This window comes from Shewanella sp. UCD-FRSSP16_17, from assembly GCF_001675935.1.
Taxonomy (GTDB): Bacteria; Pseudomonadota; Gammaproteobacteria; order Enterobacterales; family Shewanellaceae; genus Shewanella; species Shewanella japonica.
The window spans coordinates 127,867-143,458 of sequence record NZ_LZFV01000013.1; the positions used below are offsets into that span (position 1 = coordinate 127,867).

The 15,592-nt window shown below is 40.6% G+C and carries 15 protein-coding genes and 1 tRNA gene; 8 read left to right on the forward strand and 8 right to left on the reverse strand.

What is annotated here, in order from left to right:
• Nucleotides 1-46 precede the first annotated feature (46 nt).
• Nucleotides 47-787: a DUF599 domain-containing protein gene (locus A9267_RS09615; protein WP_055024256.1), complete on the forward strand. Its 741-nt coding sequence runs from the start codon at nucleotides 47-49 to the stop codon at nucleotides 785-787.
• Between the two features lie 94 nt (nucleotides 788-881).
• Here A9267_RS09615 and A9267_RS09620 read toward each other — a convergent pair.
• The 5 genes from A9267_RS09620 to rpsU form a co-directional block, all read right to left on the reverse strand.
• Nucleotides 882-958, reverse strand: a tRNA-Ile gene (locus tag A9267_RS09620).
• Between the two features lie 260 nt (nucleotides 959-1,218).
• Nucleotides 1,219-3,051, reverse strand: a complete 1,833-nt coding sequence (gene rpoD, locus A9267_RS09625) for an RNA polymerase sigma factor RpoD (protein WP_055024255.1) — start codon at nucleotides 3,049-3,051, stop codon at nucleotides 1,219-1,221.
• Between the two features lie 149 nt (nucleotides 3,052-3,200).
• Nucleotides 3,201-4,925, reverse strand: coding sequence for a DNA primase (gene dnaG, locus A9267_RS09630; RefSeq protein ID WP_065109017.1), 1,725 nt, complete (start codon nucleotides 4,923-4,925; stop codon nucleotides 3,201-3,203).
• 84 nt (nucleotides 4,926-5,009) lie between these two features.
• Nucleotides 5,010-5,453 (reverse strand): GatB/YqeY domain-containing protein, encoded by a 444-nt coding sequence (locus A9267_RS09635; protein ID WP_065109018.1) that lies wholly within the window; start codon nucleotides 5,451-5,453, stop codon nucleotides 5,010-5,012.
• Nucleotides 5,454-5,460: 7 nt separating this feature from the next.
• A complete protein-coding gene (gene rpsU, locus A9267_RS09640; protein WP_055024252.1) occupies nucleotides 5,461-5,676 on the reverse strand; it encodes a 30S ribosomal protein S21 in 216 nt (71 codons plus the stop codon).
• Nucleotides 5,677-5,912: 236 nt separating this feature from the next.
• Between rpsU and tsaD the strand changes: the two genes are divergently transcribed.
• Nucleotides 5,913-6,926: a tRNA (adenosine(37)-N6)-threonylcarbamoyltransferase complex transferase subunit TsaD gene (gene tsaD / locus A9267_RS09645; RefSeq protein WP_065109019.1), complete on the forward strand. Its 1,014-nt coding sequence runs from the start codon at nucleotides 5,913-5,915 to the stop codon at nucleotides 6,924-6,926.
• Nucleotides 6,927-7,052: 126 nt separating this feature from the next.
• Here the strand turns inward: tsaD and plsY are convergent, their stop codons facing one another.
• Nucleotides 7,053-7,670 (reverse strand): glycerol-3-phosphate 1-O-acyltransferase PlsY, encoded by a 618-nt coding sequence (plsY, locus tag A9267_RS09650; RefSeq protein WP_055024250.1) that lies wholly within the window; start codon nucleotides 7,668-7,670, stop codon nucleotides 7,053-7,055.
• Nucleotides 7,671-7,911: 241 nt separating this feature from the next.
• On the opposite strand from plsY, the gene folB reads away from it, so the two are divergent.
• The 4 genes from folB (at nucleotide 7,912) to A9267_RS09670 (ending at nucleotide 10,634) form a co-directional block, all read left to right on the forward strand.
• Nucleotides 7,912-8,265, forward strand: a complete 354-nt coding sequence (gene folB, locus A9267_RS09655) for a dihydroneopterin aldolase (RefSeq protein WP_055024249.1) — start codon at nucleotides 7,912-7,914, stop codon at nucleotides 8,263-8,265.
• Nucleotides 8,266-8,375: 110 nt separating this feature from the next.
• Nucleotides 8,376-8,879: a 2-amino-4-hydroxy-6-hydroxymethyldihydropteridine diphosphokinase gene (gene folK, locus A9267_RS09660; protein ID WP_055024248.1), complete on the forward strand. Its 504-nt coding sequence runs from the start codon at nucleotides 8,376-8,378 to the stop codon at nucleotides 8,877-8,879.
• A 19-nt stretch (nucleotides 8,880-8,898) separates the two neighbouring features.
• A complete protein-coding gene (locus A9267_RS09665; protein ID WP_055024247.1) occupies nucleotides 8,899-9,699 on the forward strand; it encodes an undecaprenyl-diphosphate phosphatase in 801 nt (266 codons plus the stop codon).
• 107 nt (nucleotides 9,700-9,806) lie between these two features.
• On the forward strand, nucleotides 9,807-10,634 hold the full coding sequence (locus tag A9267_RS09670; protein ID WP_065109020.1) for an SAM-dependent methyltransferase: 828 nt from the start codon (nucleotides 9,807-9,809) through the stop codon (nucleotides 10,632-10,634).
• Nucleotides 10,635-10,806: 172 nt separating this feature from the next.
• Here the strand turns inward: A9267_RS09670 and A9267_RS09675 are convergent, their stop codons facing one another.
• Together A9267_RS09675 and A9267_RS09680 are read right to left on the reverse strand one after the other, a co-directional pair.
• Nucleotides 10,807-11,073, reverse strand: a complete 267-nt coding sequence (locus A9267_RS09675) for an Lpp/OprI family alanine-zipper lipoprotein (RefSeq protein ID WP_055024245.1) — start codon at nucleotides 11,071-11,073, stop codon at nucleotides 10,807-10,809.
• A gap of 272 nt (nucleotides 11,074-11,345) precedes the next feature.
• On the reverse strand, nucleotides 11,346-12,581 hold the full coding sequence (locus A9267_RS09680) for a multifunctional CCA addition/repair protein (RefSeq protein ID WP_055024244.1): 1,236 nt from the start codon (nucleotides 12,579-12,581) through the stop codon (nucleotides 11,346-11,348).
• A gap of 184 nt (nucleotides 12,582-12,765) precedes the next feature.
• Here A9267_RS09680 and A9267_RS09685 point away from each other — a divergent pair, with 184 nt between their 5' ends.
• Both A9267_RS09685 and A9267_RS09690 read left to right on the forward strand, forming a co-directional pair.
• A complete protein-coding gene (locus A9267_RS09685) occupies nucleotides 12,766-14,367 on the forward strand; it encodes an ExeA family protein (RefSeq protein WP_065109021.1) in 1,602 nt (533 codons plus the stop codon).
• On the forward strand, nucleotides 14,367-15,512 hold the full coding sequence (locus A9267_RS09690) for a general secretion pathway protein GspB (RefSeq protein WP_065109022.1): 1,146 nt from the start codon (nucleotides 14,367-14,369) through the stop codon (nucleotides 15,510-15,512). The genes A9267_RS09685 and A9267_RS09690 overlap by 1 nt, the downstream gene beginning before the upstream one ends.
• Nucleotides 15,513-15,592 lie beyond the last annotated feature (80 nt).

The following is a 15,592-nucleotide window of genomic DNA, read 5'->3' on the forward strand; positions in this document are numbered from 1 at the left end:
AATGTGATGCATAATTAAACACATCACCAATAACCAATTAAGAGCGATGCTTTTTTCTTTATTCGATATTTTAGCGCTTGTCTGTTTCTTCCTTTGTTGGGTGGGATACACCATTTTTGCTCGAAAAAAAGCAAAAAATACTAACTGTATTGCTCGATGCTTACACCAACACCGAATTCATTGGATGGCAGAGGTTATGACCAAGGAGATCCGCGTAGGTGAAGCGTCTTTATTGGCCAATTTAGAACGAAACATCGCATTTTTTGCCTCGACAACCTTACTGGTCTTAGCAGGTGTGTTAACGCTGTTTGCGCAAGTAGAGCGACTTGAAGACGTCATTAGCTCGATACCATTTGCTGCAGAGCCCAATCATGCATTAGTGCAAGTTAAGCTCGCTTTGCTTGCGGGTATTTTTGTATTAGCTTTTTTTCAATTTACTTGGTCAATGCGTCAATATGGCTTTTTAAATGTGATGATAGGCGCAGCCCCCATAGACCCAACAGGTCAAAATAAAAATTTAGCTGCCTATTCCCGACAAATGGCCACTGTAGGTGATCAGGCTGCTCATTCCTATAATTATGGTCTACGCTCTTATTATTTCTCAATGGCGGCGCTGTGTTGGTTCTGGAACCCTATGCTATTGATTGTGGCGAGCTTGCTGGTGGTATATACCCTTTATCAACGAGAGTTTAAGTCTAGAGCGGTCAGAGCGATTACGGCAGCTCAAACTCATTTAGAGATTGCCAAAGCAGTCAAAGACAAAGCTCATGAAAGGTCAACGTTATAAGCTGTGACTATTTGATTGGGAGTGTTGAATTCCATTTTGTTGAAAAATAGACATGAAAAAGCCGCTTAAATTTCTTTAAGCGGCTTATCAAAATTGGTGGCCCCTCCCAGACTCGAACTGGGGACCTGACGATTATGAGTCGTATGCTCTAACCAACTGAGCTAAGGGGCCGACTTAAGTTAGTCGTCACTACCAAAAGCGGAGGGAAGTATACGAAGTTTATTGTTACTTGTCACCACTGAATTTGCCAGAAATTGACTTCTGAGTATCGTTTGGTTATCTGTTAAGCAATATAGGACGGCTATTGAATAGATATTGCTGATTTATAACAACAAAAAAGCCCGCTTTATGCGGGCTTTTTAATCTTTCGATTATCTTAGTTCTATTAAGACTTTTTCGTCTTTTTATAGACTTACTCGTTTTTTATAGACTTACTCGTCTAAGAACGACTTTAAGATTTCTGAACGAGAAGGGTGGCGTAGCTTACGCAATGCTTTCGCTTCAATCTGACGAATACGTTCACGTGTTACGTCAAACTGTTTACCGACTTCTTCAAGCGTATGGTCGGTGTTCATATCGATACCAAAACGCATACGTAATACTTTAGCTTCACGAGCTGTTAGACCTGCTAATACTTCGTGAGTCGCATTCTTTAAACTTTCGCTTGTCGCTGAGTCTAAAGGAAGCTCTAAGGTATTATCCTCAATAAAGTCACCTAAGTGCGAATCTTCATCGTCACCAATTGGTGTTTCCATTGAAATCGGTTCTTTAGCGATTTTTAACACTTTAAGAATTTTATCTTCAGGCATAAGCATACGCTCTGATAATTCTTCAGGTGTTGGCTCGCGACCCATTTCTTGTAACATTTGACGTGAAATACGATTTAATTTATTAATCGTTTCAATCATATGTACTGGAATACGAATAGTACGCGCTTGGTCAGCAATAGAACGAGTAATTGCCTGACGGATCCACCAGGTTGCATAAGTCGAGAACTTATAACCACGGCGGTATTCAAACTTATCTACTGCTTTCATCAAACCAATGTTACCTTCCTGAATCAAATCCAAGAACTGTAAACCACGGTTGGTGTACTTTTTAGCGATAGAAATTACAAGACGTAAGTTTGCTTCAACCATTTCTTTCTTCGCACGACGAGCTCTAGCTTCACCGATTGACATGCGACGGTTGATGTCTTTAATAGCACGGATGATTAAGCCGGTTTCTTCTTCGATTGCAGCGAGTTTAGTGCTACAACGAACAACGTCTTCTTCAACCATTCTTAAGCCTTCAGCGTAAGGCTTATTACTGTCTTTTTCAGCGTGGAACCAAGCTAAATCAGTTTCATTGCCAGTGAAGAACTTAACAAAGTTTTTCTTTGGCATTTTAGCTTGTTCAACACAAAGCTTAAGGATTAAACGCTCTTGAACACGAACACGATCCATCATGGTGCGCATGCTTTTAACTAAGCGATCAAACTGTTTTGGGATTAAACGGAATTCTTTGAAAAGCTCGCCAATCACGAATAAAGCGCCAATGGCTTCAGGGTGATCACGACCTTTCTTTTCGATTACCAATAAGCCTTTTTCGTAAGCTTCACGTAATTGGGTGAATTTTTCTTTGGCTTCTTCAGGATCAGGACCTTTTGGACCTTCTTCTTCATCGTCCTCGTCATCACCGTCATCATCTTCGTCTTCTAGTTCTTCTTCTGATAACTCAGAGCCTACGTGTGTTGCTGTTGGCGCAACATCGTCATCATCTGGGTTAACAAAGCCTGAAATAATATCAGTTAGACGAAGTTCATCAGCTTCATACTTATCAAATTGCTCAAGAATCATCGCAATGGCTTGCGGGTATTCAGATACAGAGCTTTGAACCGTATTAATGCCTTCTTCAATACGTTTTGCGATGACAATTTCGCCTTCGCGGGTCAATAGCTCAACCGTGCCCATTTCACGCATGTACATACGGACTGGATCGGTTGTGCGACCTAATTCACTCTCTACCGTTGCAAGTGCAGCTGCTGCTTCTTCTGCTGCATCTTCATCGGTGTTGTCCTCAGACATCATCATTTCATCGGCATCTGGCGCTTGTTCATAAACGCGGATACCCATGTCATTGATCATCTGGACAATATCTTCAATCTGATCTGAATCGACCATGTCAGCTGGCAAGTGGTCATTGACTTCAGCATAGGTTAAATAACCTTGCTCTTTACCTTTAGCAAGCAACAATTTAAGTTGCGACTGCGGAGTATGCTCCATAGATATCATCCAAGTTGGGTAACTGAAATAACGACTGGACACTAGCCGAAGCATAAGTGCCAAGCAAATCGTCAATTATAGCTGTATGAACTAAAGTACGCTAGTCCATGACATTGCTTTACTGAACATTTTTGAAATAAAAAATGTGCTTACGCAATGCCTTTCATGATAGAAATCAGCTTCGTTAGCTGAATTTTTTCAGCTTTTGTTAGAGTTTGTTTAAGACTCAGTTCTTGATAGCGCTGTTCAATATATTGATTGTTCAGCCAGATCAAGGTTTGCTTAAACTCCTGAACTAAGTTTTCATCCGCCACTTGGTGGTCCCATTGGGCCAATTTTATCAAGGCACTTTTTTGTTCGTGCTCTCGATACATCTCAAGTAGTTGTGCGCTGTTAAACTGTTGTTCACGAGTTAAGTTTAGCAAATCAATGAGCAATGCAATGCCAGGGATTTGCAAATGGGCTAATGCGGGTTGAGCAGCTAGGCCAAACCCTAATTCAGGACGTTGTACTAATAATGCAATTGCTAATCGCAATGGCGTACCACGACCTTGTAAGCCCTTTTTATTCATAGGCTGCTGTTGTTTAACAGCAAAACCCAATTTTTTCTTTAAATCATCTGCGCTATTCATACCAATTTTATGCGCAAGATTCTCTAAGAGTAAATTCTGTAGAACAGTATCTTGTACTCGTTCAATGAGTGTAATGGCTTGTTTGGCCAGTGCACTTTTATCTGTGCCATATTGGGCTGTTAATGTCTCAAATAAGAATGCGGGCAAGTCGAGCGCATCGAGCATTAATTTTTCAAAACCGTCTTTACCAACTTGACGAACCATCGTATCTGGATCTTCGCCTTGGGGTAAAAACATAAACCGAACCACATCACCTGGCTTTAATAAGGGCAGTGCAGTTTCAAGTGCACGCCAAGCAGCGGCTTTACCTGCTTTATCACCGTCGTAGCAACAAATGACTTCTTTAGCACTACGTACAAGTAACTGAAATTGTTCAGCTGTTGTCGCAGTACCTAATGAAGCAACAGCATAATCTACATCAAATTGGGCTAATGCAACAACGTCCATATATCCTTCAACAATCAACACTTGTTGTGGATCTCGATGACGCTGTTTTAACTCATAAAGGCCGTAAAGCTCGTTGCCCTTATGAAATATGGGCGTTTCTGGCGAATTCAAGTACTTTGGTGTTCCATCGCCTAAAACTCGACCACCAAAGCCAACTACACGACCTCTGCGGTCGCGAATTGGAAACATTAACCGATCTCTAAACCGGTCATAGCGCTTACCGTTATCATTGGCGATTAGCATGCCAGCAGTTAGCAACTTGTCTTGTGCAGCTTGGTTTTGACGGTATCTACCTAAAAGGCCATCCCAGCCATCTGGCGCAAAGCCTATTCCAAATTGTTCTACTACTTTTGAAGACAGTCCGCGAAAATCTAAATAGTCGATGACTTTTTGTTTGTCTGAGTGCTGGCGCAATTGACTTTGATAGTAAAGATTGGCTTCTTCCATCAATTGATATAAATCGCGACTCAAACCTTGATCTTTTTTGGGACCCGTACCTTGTTCTCTTGGTACATCTAATCCCAATTTACCAGCGAGTTCCTCAATGGCATCAACAAACTCCAATCGATCATATTCCATAATAAAATCGATGGCATTGCCATGGGCACCACAGCCAAAACAGTGATAAAACTGCTTATCTTGACTCACGGTAAATGAAGGTGATTTTTCGCTATGAAAAGGACAACACGCAGAGTGATTTTTCCCTGCTTTTTTCAAAGGAACACGATGATCAATCAGATCAACAATGTCTGTGCGAGCTATGAGCTCATTGATAAAGTCACGAGGTATCGCCATAAATGCTATAGGTCTCGCATTACCATGTAGATAAAACAAACAAGCCGCGCAATAATGCACGGCTTATTCAACATTAAAATTTAACTAGTTTAATTTAGCACGAATTTGGCTGCCAATGGCACCCATATCTGCACGACCTTGAACTTTAGATTTTAATGCTCCCATTACTTTGCCCATATCCGCCACGGATGATGCACCTACCTGAGCGATAGCTTCATCAATAATTGCCGCAACTTCTTCTTCTGTTAAAGGAGAAGGCAAGAAAGTTTCAATAACTTGAATCTCTTCTGCTTCAGATGCTGCTAACTCCGGGCGACCTGCTGACTCATATTGAGCAATAGAATCGCGACGTTGTTTTACCATTTTGGTTAAAACGGCTATTGTTTGTTCGTCAGTCAGAGTTTCGCGGGTATCCACTTCAATCTGTTTAACGGCAGACAATGCCATACGAATAGTCCCCAAACGTGCCTTATCTTTGGCACGCATGGCTTCTTTCATTTGGTCTTTTAGCTGTTCAACTAGGCTCATAATGAGATTAGTATAAACGTACGCGACGTGCGTTTTCGCGAGAAAGCTTCTTAGCTAGACGCTTAACAGCGGCAGCTTTTGCGCGCTTACGTGCAGAAGTTGGCTTCTCGTAGAATTCACGAGCGCGAACATCAGCTAAGATACCTGCTTTTTCACAAGAGCGCTTGAAACGACGAAGAGCTACGTCGAATGGTTCGTTTTCACGTACTTTAATAATTGGCATACGCCATCACCCCTTAGGTGTAGTTAATTTGGCACTACCATCAAAGGTAGATTAACCAAGGCTATTTAAAATGGTGCGAAATTCTACACCGATAATGATGCTTTTGTAAACCCCCTTTATGGGCGACTTTGTGTAATTGGCTTGTCATATTTTGCAGTTAGTCCCTTGATGACTGGAATAACCTCTCATCAAGAGGTAGAATTGCCGCCCTTACATTTTTAGGAAGATGAGCTGCTATGCGGGTTTTAGGTATTGAAACATCTTGTGATGAAACAGGAATTGCTGTGTTTGATGACGAGCAAGGATTGTTATCACATGCTTTATATAGTCAAGTAAAGTTACATGCTGATTATGGCGGCGTTGTACCTGAGTTAGCCTCACGAGATCATGTTCGTAAAATTGTCCCATTAATTAAGCAAGCGTTAAAAGAGGCCAATTCAACGGTCGATGACATTGATGGTATTGCCTTTACCAAAGGCCCTGGCTTAATTGGTGCTTTATTAGTGGGGGCATGTGTTGGTCGCTCTTTAGCCTATTCATGGGATAAACCTGCGATTGGCGTACATCACATGGAAGGGCATTTACTTGCGCCAATGCTTGAAGATGATGCGCCAGAGTTTCCTTTTCTTGCTTTATTGGTATCTGGCGGACACTCGATGCTTGTTAAGGTCGATGGTATCGGCCAATACGAAGTGTTAGGCGAATCAGTGGATGATGCGGCAGGTGAAGCGTTCGATAAAACCGCTAAATTAATGGGGCTGGATTATCCTGGCGGACCTCGCTTAGCTAAGCTTGCATCAAAAGGTGTCGAAGCGGGTTACAAGTTCCCAAGACCAATGACAGACAAACCAGGCTTAAATTTCAGTTTTTCAGGTTTGAAAACATTTACTGCCAATACAATTGCTGCCGAGCCTGATGATGAACAAACACGTGCTAATATTGCGCGTGCGTTTGAAGAAGCGGTAGTGGATACGCTTGCGATAAAATGTCAACGAGCCCTTAAATTAACCGGTTATAACCGACTTGTCGTCGCAGGTGGAGTCAGCGCCAATACTCGTTTAAGAGAAAATCTCGCGACTATGATGACAAAGCTCAATGGTGAGGTATTTTATCCGCGTGGTGAATTTTGTACCGATAATGGCGCTATGATTGCTTTCGCTGGTCTACAGCGCCTAAAAGCAGGACAAACTGAAGATTTAGAAGTGAAAGGTCAGCCTCGCTGGCCCTTAGATACGTTAGATGCCATTTAATATTTATAACGTGTAATAGGCTTGGTGCTTTAAATGTAAGCGGCTAAAGTACCTGTAAAAAAACCTAAGCTACGGCTTAGGTTTTTTTATTTGATTTTTTATCTATCCAGTGTGAAGGGGGTTAAATCAATTGTGTTCAGTTGATGCTTTCTTTTTTCTCGATAACTTACTTTCTTCACCAATACGTAAGCGCTTTATGTTGTCTTTATGCCTAATTACAATTAGCAGTGACAGCATAGCAACAGGAATGGTAAACCTGTCATCAAGCCACCAAGTATAAACGGGAGCGAGTATGGCGGTTAAGATAGCTGCAAGAGATGAATAACGAGTCAAAAAGACAAAGACTATCCATGTGGCAATTAAACATAATGCTAAATCCCCGCCAATCGGTGCCATAGCACCAAATGCTGTAGCAACACCTTTACCGCCTTGGAAATTAAAAAATATCGGGTAGATATGGCCTAAACAGGCTGCAATAGCTATTAAGCCTAACGAAACGGCATCTTGTCCTAGCACATAGCTAAAATAACTTGGGGCTGCTCCTTTGAGCATGTCAAAAAATAACACTAATGCCGCTGAACTGGCACCACCAATCCTGAGCACATTTGTTGCGCCTGGATTCCCCGAGCCTTCCGTGCGGGGATCTGGCAAACCACGTAATTTACATACGAGAATTGCACTTGAGATAGAACCGGCTAAGTAGGCGGTTATAATCATCAAAATAGTGATTGTAACTGCGCTCAAATTGGTTTCCTTTCACTTCTTAGGGTATCATCGCCCATTAATTTATTTCACTTGAGACGTAACCTGATAATTGGGTTAATACGCTCTGTTACATCGTGACACGTTCAAAGATTACAGCCGTTATCCTACTGCGTAAATCGCTTAGGAAAAAGGCGAGATCTATAATAACTGCTATTTGAGTTAATTTTCAGCCTTTTCAGCTGAAATATTTATGAAAAGACGTGTAAACCTTGGAGTTCACATGGATAAAGTATTAATACGCGAACTAAAAGTTGAAACTGTTATCGGTATTTATGAGTGGGAAAAGAAAATACACCAAACATTACTGATAGATTTAGATATGGCTTGGGATAACAAACTGGCTGCCGCTTCAGACGATTATCAACATGCTCTGTGTTATGAAACTGTCTCTAATCGTTTAACTGCGCTAATTACTGAAAAGCCGATAGAGTTGATTGAAACCGTTGCTGAAATGGTCGCTAATTGTTTAATCAATGAATTTAATGTTTTGTGGGTAAAGGTCGCTGTTATGAAACCGGGTGCAGTACCAACGGCAAAATCAGTCGGCGTAGTCATTGAACGTGGTCATATATGATGTCCATCGTTAATGGACTTTATTTAAGTAATAATCACATTTAATTGACAGTTAACATGTTTCAATTAATCAAATATTCATAATCGCTCTGTATAATTTCGGATGAGTTAATGGCACGTATTTATATCAGCTTGGGCACCAACATTGATCCTGTTGAGCACATGCAGTCGGGACTAATTGACCTACACGAACAATTTGGTCAATTAACCCTATCAAGAATGTTTGAAAGTGAAGCTGTGGGCTTTAATGGCACTAACTTTTTAAATATGGTTGCTGCAGCAGATACTGAAATGAGTATTGCGGATGTGGTTGCCACTTTTAAACGTATTGAAAAACAAAATGGACGTATTCGTGGCGAGAAAAAATTTAGTCCGCGAAGTTTAGATATCGATTTACTGCTCTATGACAACGAGGTTTGCCAATTTCCAATTGAGCTTCCCCGTGGTGAAATTCTTTATAATGCCTTTGTATTATGGCCGCTTGCAGAAGTTGCGCCGAGTTTACAGCATCCAAAAAACACTAAAACATACCAGTCATTGTGGGAAGAGTACGATAAAACGAGTCAGAACATCTGGCCTGTAGAATTTGACTTTCCAGCAATACTGACTCGTTAATTATATTTAAAGGAACAACATGGAAACGCTTCAGGTTATCTTTTTAGCGCTTATTCAAGGGCTAACAGAGTTCTTACCCATTTCAAGTTCAGCTCATCTTATTTTACCTTCGCAGATTTTAGGCTGGGAAGATCAAGGCTTAGCCTTTGATGTTGCAGTGCATATAGGTTCATTGTTGGCTGTTGTGATTTACTTTAGAACAGAGATTTGGGCCATGTTGAAAGCCTGGATTGCCAGTATAACGAAAGGTGTTCACACCGATGACAGTAAATTAGCTTGGTGGATTATTCTAGCGACGCTTCCAGCGGTATTTTTTGGCTTCATGGCAAAAGACTTAATTGAGACTTACTTACGTGGCCCTGGTGTGATTGCTATTACGACGGTTATTTTTGGTCTGCTTTTATGGGTAGGTGATAAAATGGCTCGTAATGAACTCACTGAATATCAAACGGGTTGGCGTAAAGCGTTATTAATCGGCTTCGCGCAAGCTATGGCAATTATTCCGGGTACTTCACGTTCTGGTATCACCATTACCGCAGCATTGATGCTAGGTCTTAATCGCGACGCAGCGGCTCGCTTTTCATTTTTAATGTCTATTCCTGTCATTTTAGGTGCGGCTATTTTAATGAGTAAAGACGTGATTTCTGGCGATCTCACCATGGATTACACTGAATTACTATTAGGCGTTGCCGTTTCTTTTGTTGCTGCATATACCTGTATTTTCTTCTTCCTAAAAATCATTAGTAAGATTGGTATGACACCATTTGTGTTGTATCGATTAATGCTAGGCGCCGTATTATGTGGCTTTATTTTCCTGTAAAATAAGCTATCTTGAAAAACGGGTGCTAGCACCCGTTTTTTGTTTCCTACACTTTTTCTTCGAAAAACTCATACCCAATACTGCCACTGTAAGGATGTTTTCTCGTTATGGATTCAATATTAGTTTGCCCGATTTGTGCTGAATCGCTGCAGTTACATGAGCAATCTCAAGGTTATTATTGCAATAACAAACATCACATTGATAAAAATGCTCAAGGCTATTGGTCGTTTGTCACATCGCCTAAATTTAAAGGCAGTTCCGAGAGTAGGCAGCAGCTTAGAGCAAAACGTTTTTTGAAGGCATCAGGTATTTTATCGCCGTTAGTTAAACAAGTATCGAGCGTATTTTCTGACGTAGCGGAAGGCAAAGACGAAGTTAATCATCTGAATTATCAGTGTAATGATGGTTTTTATATTCGAGCACTATCAACAATATCAGTACAAGCTGAAGATAATGTTACACATTGGGGCGTATCTGAGGCGGACAATGCCTTATTTGCAGCGAGTAAAGATAGCACTCCAGCAAATTTATTGTTAACACCGTTTAAAAAGCTTCCTTTTAAATCTGACGCAATAGATATTGTGACTGTTTTTGAGGCGCAGCTAAAAGGTAAAGAATGTTTACGAGTGTTAAAGGCAAATGGCGCTTTATTGTTACTGGTACCAGGCGCGAGACATTTATGGCAGCTGAAGCAAAAAATCTATCAAAATTTGCTTGAAAAACCGCAGCAACTCAATCTACCGAAAGATGTTGAAATAATTAATTCAACTGAGATTAAGTTCAATGCAGATGTATCGGGTGAACAGGCAATTACTTTATTAGATATGAATAACCTTAGCTGGCGAGTAAACGACGAGTTGGCGCATCAAATTAAACAAACAAGCTTTGAGCAACTAGAGTTTGATTATGTGTTATTGCACCTAAAGAAGCGCTGATAAGGTTATGTTGTTACTATTGAATTACTGCTAGTGAAGATGAGTGAAATAGCATAAAAGATGTCGTACTAGAAACAATTAAGGCTTGAAATATTCAATGACGGTTAAGTCAAATCAGTATTATCAAGCCTTAATAATCAACCTAAATAAATAAGCTAATTTTCATGTATTCTTACTTTTTGTAAGAAGAAGCCATGTTGTCGATACGGTCGTTAGCACGCTTAGCTTCTGCTTGTGCGTCCATTGATGCAGCTTTTGCATCTTTAACATCAGCAGCGATTTTGCTTTGATCAGATTTTAAAGAGCTAACTTCAGCAGATAGTTGATCTACTTTGTTACCTAGGTTAGCAACACTTTCTTCAAGAGCAGTAGTGTTAGCACAGCCACCTAAAAGAGCAGTCATAGCAACACCAGCAATCATTAATACTTTCTTGTTCATGGAAAATCCCTTCATTATAGGTTGTATAAATTGCTGAGGTACAATACCCAGCAGCCGTTTAATTATGTCACAGCTTTTAAATTTTGCTATACCAAATAACAATAAAAGTGACAAAAAACATCGTAAATCTAATGGATTGAAGCATATTTACTTATCATTTAGGCTAAAACTGCTTAAAACGGCACCAGATTCAGATTTTAATGGCTTCAACATTTAGCTGATTAGTTTAGGTATTGAATTCATTGAAAGAATACATCAAGGCGCCATAGGTACTAAGTTTGGGCTTGCAAAGTTTGCTTAAATTGCTTTATTGCCTCAATTCTTCGAACCGATAATTGCTGTTTGATCTCTTTACCTTGAAAGCCTGCTTTAATCACCTCTTGTACATTGACTTCTTGTGCAAGAATGAAACACTTTTTCAGGTAATCACTTTGAGGGTAATCAGCATTTTCAAACCCCGTTCTGCCTTGAATATCCGCTTGGCAGCAAATTAATAAGTCATCTAAGCGATGTGGTTTACGCCAAAAATCTGCTTTATCAAAAATTTTGATAATGGTTTCAGGCCTTAGCTCATCAGCATTGTGTATATTTTGATGTTGGTCACTACACAATAGTGCAAGCTCTTTGAATTCATTGGGTGTTTTAAGGCGCTGACATAGCTTTTTGATAATAGGTAAGCCTTTTTGGCCATGACCATGATGCTTAGGCCACAACTCTTTTGGTGTGATGCCTTTACCTAAGTCATGAACCAAAGCTGCAAAACGTATTGCTTTATTAGTGCTCAGTTTCGTCGCTGCCTGTAATACCATCATAGTATGAATACCACTGTCGATTTCAGGGTGCCATTTTTCAGGTTGTGGAACGCCAAATAAGCAATCGATTTCCGGGAATAAAACCGCTAAAGCGCCACACTTTCTAAGTTGTTGGAAAAACACTTCAGGTCGTTCAGTTGATAACGCTTTATCTACCTCTTGCCATACTCTTTCAGGGGTGAGAAATTCAAGTTCGCCAGACTCGGTGATCTGAGTCATCAATGCCATTGTTTCACTCGCGATGTCAAAATCTAAATGAGCAAATCTAGCGGCAAATCGGGCAACCCTTAATACCCTTAACGGATCTTCAATAAATGCACTTGATACATGCCTAAGGACACGCGCTTCAATATCTTTTTGGCCACCATAAGGGTCGGTAATGTTACCTGACTCATCCTGAGCCATCGCATTAATCGTTAAATCTCGTCTGAGTAAGTCTTCTTCTAATGTCACGTTTTGGTTGGCATCACAACTAAAGCCTGCATAACCTTGTCCGTTTTTTCGCTCAGTTCGTGCTAACGCATATTCTTGTTGAGTCTTAGGGTGTAAAAAAACAGGAAAGTCTTTGCCTACTTGGCTATAGCCTAAGTCAAACATTTGCTCTACGGTACTGCCTACAACGACAAAATCTTTATCTTTGATAGGAAGTGATAAAAGTGAGTCACGTACAGCGCCGCCCACAAGATAGGTTTTCATAAAGTGACATATCCAAAGTATGATAATGAAACAGATAAATAGAAGCTGGTTGTGTTACTGGCTTCGTCATTATAATTTTATACCTAAAGCTTATCACGAGTAACATTTCTACGGCTAAATTTTGACAAGTATCAGCGCAAGCTATAACGTGAGCCGTCAGTTTTAAATAAGGATTTTTGGCCAGATGTATAAAGCATTTTATGGATTAAATGATAATCCATTTTCAATCGCACCCAACCCGCATTATTTGTTTCTCAGTGATCGTCACAGAGAGGCCTTAGCGCACCTGACCTATGGACTAGGTGAGACGGGTGGCTTTGTATTATTAACGGGTGAGGTTGGAACAGGGAAAACGACAGTATCACGTTGTTTGCTGAAACAGATTCCTGAAAATACCGATACAGCCTTTATTCTTAACCCATCGCTGACTGAACAAGAATTGTTGGCAACCTTATGTGATGAGCTAGGTATTAGCTATGGTGAGAACCCATCCATTAAGCAGTTAACAGATTTAATCAGTCAGTATTTGCTAAATAATCATCAAAATAATCGCAACACAGTGTTGATTATTGATGAAGCACAACATCTTCGTGCTGAGGTACTTGAGCAACTGCGCCTGTTAACAAATTTAGAAACGGACACCAAAAAACTATTGCAGGTCATATTAATTGGTCAGCCTGAGTTGCAGCAATTATTAAAACGACAAGAACTCCGTCAATTAGCACAGCGTATTACAGCGCGTTATCATTTATTACCCTTAACAGTTGAAGAAATTCAATTGTATGTTCAGCACCGATTACAAGTAGCGGGACGTTTTGAACCGTTATTTACCAAAAAAGCGTGTAAAGCATTGCATAAATTCAGTGGCGGGATCCCTAGATTAACCAATCTGTTATGTGAAAGAGCTTTAATGGCGGGTTATGGCCAATCTAAAGTGCCGATTGATCACCATATGGTTAAGCTAGCAGCTGCCGAAGTTTTAGGTGATTTACCCACTGAAAGTTCAAATAAATGGCCGATGATTATTGCAGCTTCTTTAGTGTTAGCTTTTGGCTCATCTTTATACTTCTTTATTGGCCATTCATCAGATATGTCTTCGAGTGGTGAAAGGGCTAAACAGTCAATTCCTCAAACTCAATCAAGCGAGTCAGCTCGACAGCCAAGCGGTAATCAAACCATATTACGAGCAGCTATGTCTCAAAGCCGCAGTATTGATAATGCCTTCGCGGGTTTGTTTGCCTTGTGGGATAAACAACCCATTATCGGGCTAACCGCTTGTCAGGCTGCGAAGCAACAAGGCTTAATGTGTCATCAGCAGCAAGGCAATTGGAATAGTATTTCAAGGTTAAATTACCCAGCAGTTGTATATCTTCAAGATCAACAAGCACAGCCTTTTTACGGAGTTGTGGTTGCAAGAGAAGGTGAACAAATTTTACTGCAACTCAGTGAACAACAATTGTGGGTGAGTAAAGACTGGTTTAATCGATACTTCAGTGGCACCTTTGAACTGTTATGGCACTCAGACAGCACATTGCCTCGAGAAATTAGCCGCACATCGAGCTTGTCTCAAATACAATGGTTAGAGAACAGTTTGGCATTGATAGAGCATAGAACGGCAAGATTAGTGAATGATTTTGATTCTACTCTAGAGCAAGCCTTGATGGATTTTCAAAGATTGCATGGTCTAAAGGCTGATGGTATTGCTGGGAATCAAACATTAGTGCAACTTAACCTGTATCTGAGCCAGCAAGGGCCAAGGTTAACTCAAAGATCAGGACGTAGTTAATGTCTATTTTATTAGATGCTGTGACGAAAGAAAAACAGCAACAAATGGGTGAGCTTCCTGATGCAGTATTAACTCCAAGGGCAAATTACCAGCAAGTTGGCGCTGCTAAATCTTGGGTTAAATATTTACTATTAATTGCGGTCATTATAATAGGTATTTTGGCAGCGTGGGGACTGGCAAAGTTGTTAAAGCCTGATGTGTCCGGCACGCCTCGTGTTACAAGCGCGCAAGTTAACGTTAATTCAGCTGAAGAAAAGCAAGCTGAAATTAGAATCGCTAATAAAGTGGCTTTACCAGTTGCAAAGCCGCTAAACCAACCTAAATATCGTTCAAGACAGGCGGTAAATCAGAGAGAAGAACAGTCTGTGACTGATGTGGTCTATGATTATCGGTTGAATGATAATCGAGGCGTTGTGACGGCGAGTCAAGCAGAGCCAAGTTTATCTGCACCAGCAAAATCTCGAGCTGTACCAAGAGAGACCACATCAAACTCATCAACAGAAACGCTTGCAGCATCGGTATCAAGAGCTGCTCAAGTGGAAACTCGTCTTAATGAATCACCTAGCGCTAATGCTGCCAACAATGACATTCCGTTAACGGCTGCTGAGCTGCAAGCACTGTATGGTGAAGATGCAATTATTCTTGGTGCAAACTCAAATTACAAAACCGCCTCAGATTTAGATGCTCTGAAATTAAAAGTGAGTGCTGCGGCAAGTGATGTCAACTTTGAGCAACAAGCTCAAGCGCCACAACAGGCGTCAATCACCCCAGATGAAAATGCCAATGTTGTAGATAATTCCAATAACTTAATGGCAGCGTTTGAAGCTGCTTTAAAAGAAGTTGAATATGAGCAATCAGCGAATGCACCTGTGACAGAACAAAAGCTTGACCCGATCCCAGAGCCGAAAAAAGATGAAATCCCTCGCTATGGTCAATTACCTGCCAGTGTGCAACTACAAGTGCCAGAGTTTTCTATTCAGGCCCATGTGTATTCTTCTGCAGCAGAAAATCGTTGGTTGAATGTTGACGGTAAAGAGCTTCAAGAAGGTGACAGTATTAAAGGCAAGTTAAAGGTCATCGAAATTAGACCAAGAGATGTTGTACTTGAGATTGATGGTGAGCAGTTCAAGGTGCCAGCGATATAATCATTTACCTGAATGACTTGTGAATCAGCAAGATTTAGCAAAATAAAAAAGGCGCATAATGCGCCTTTTTTCTATTTTAA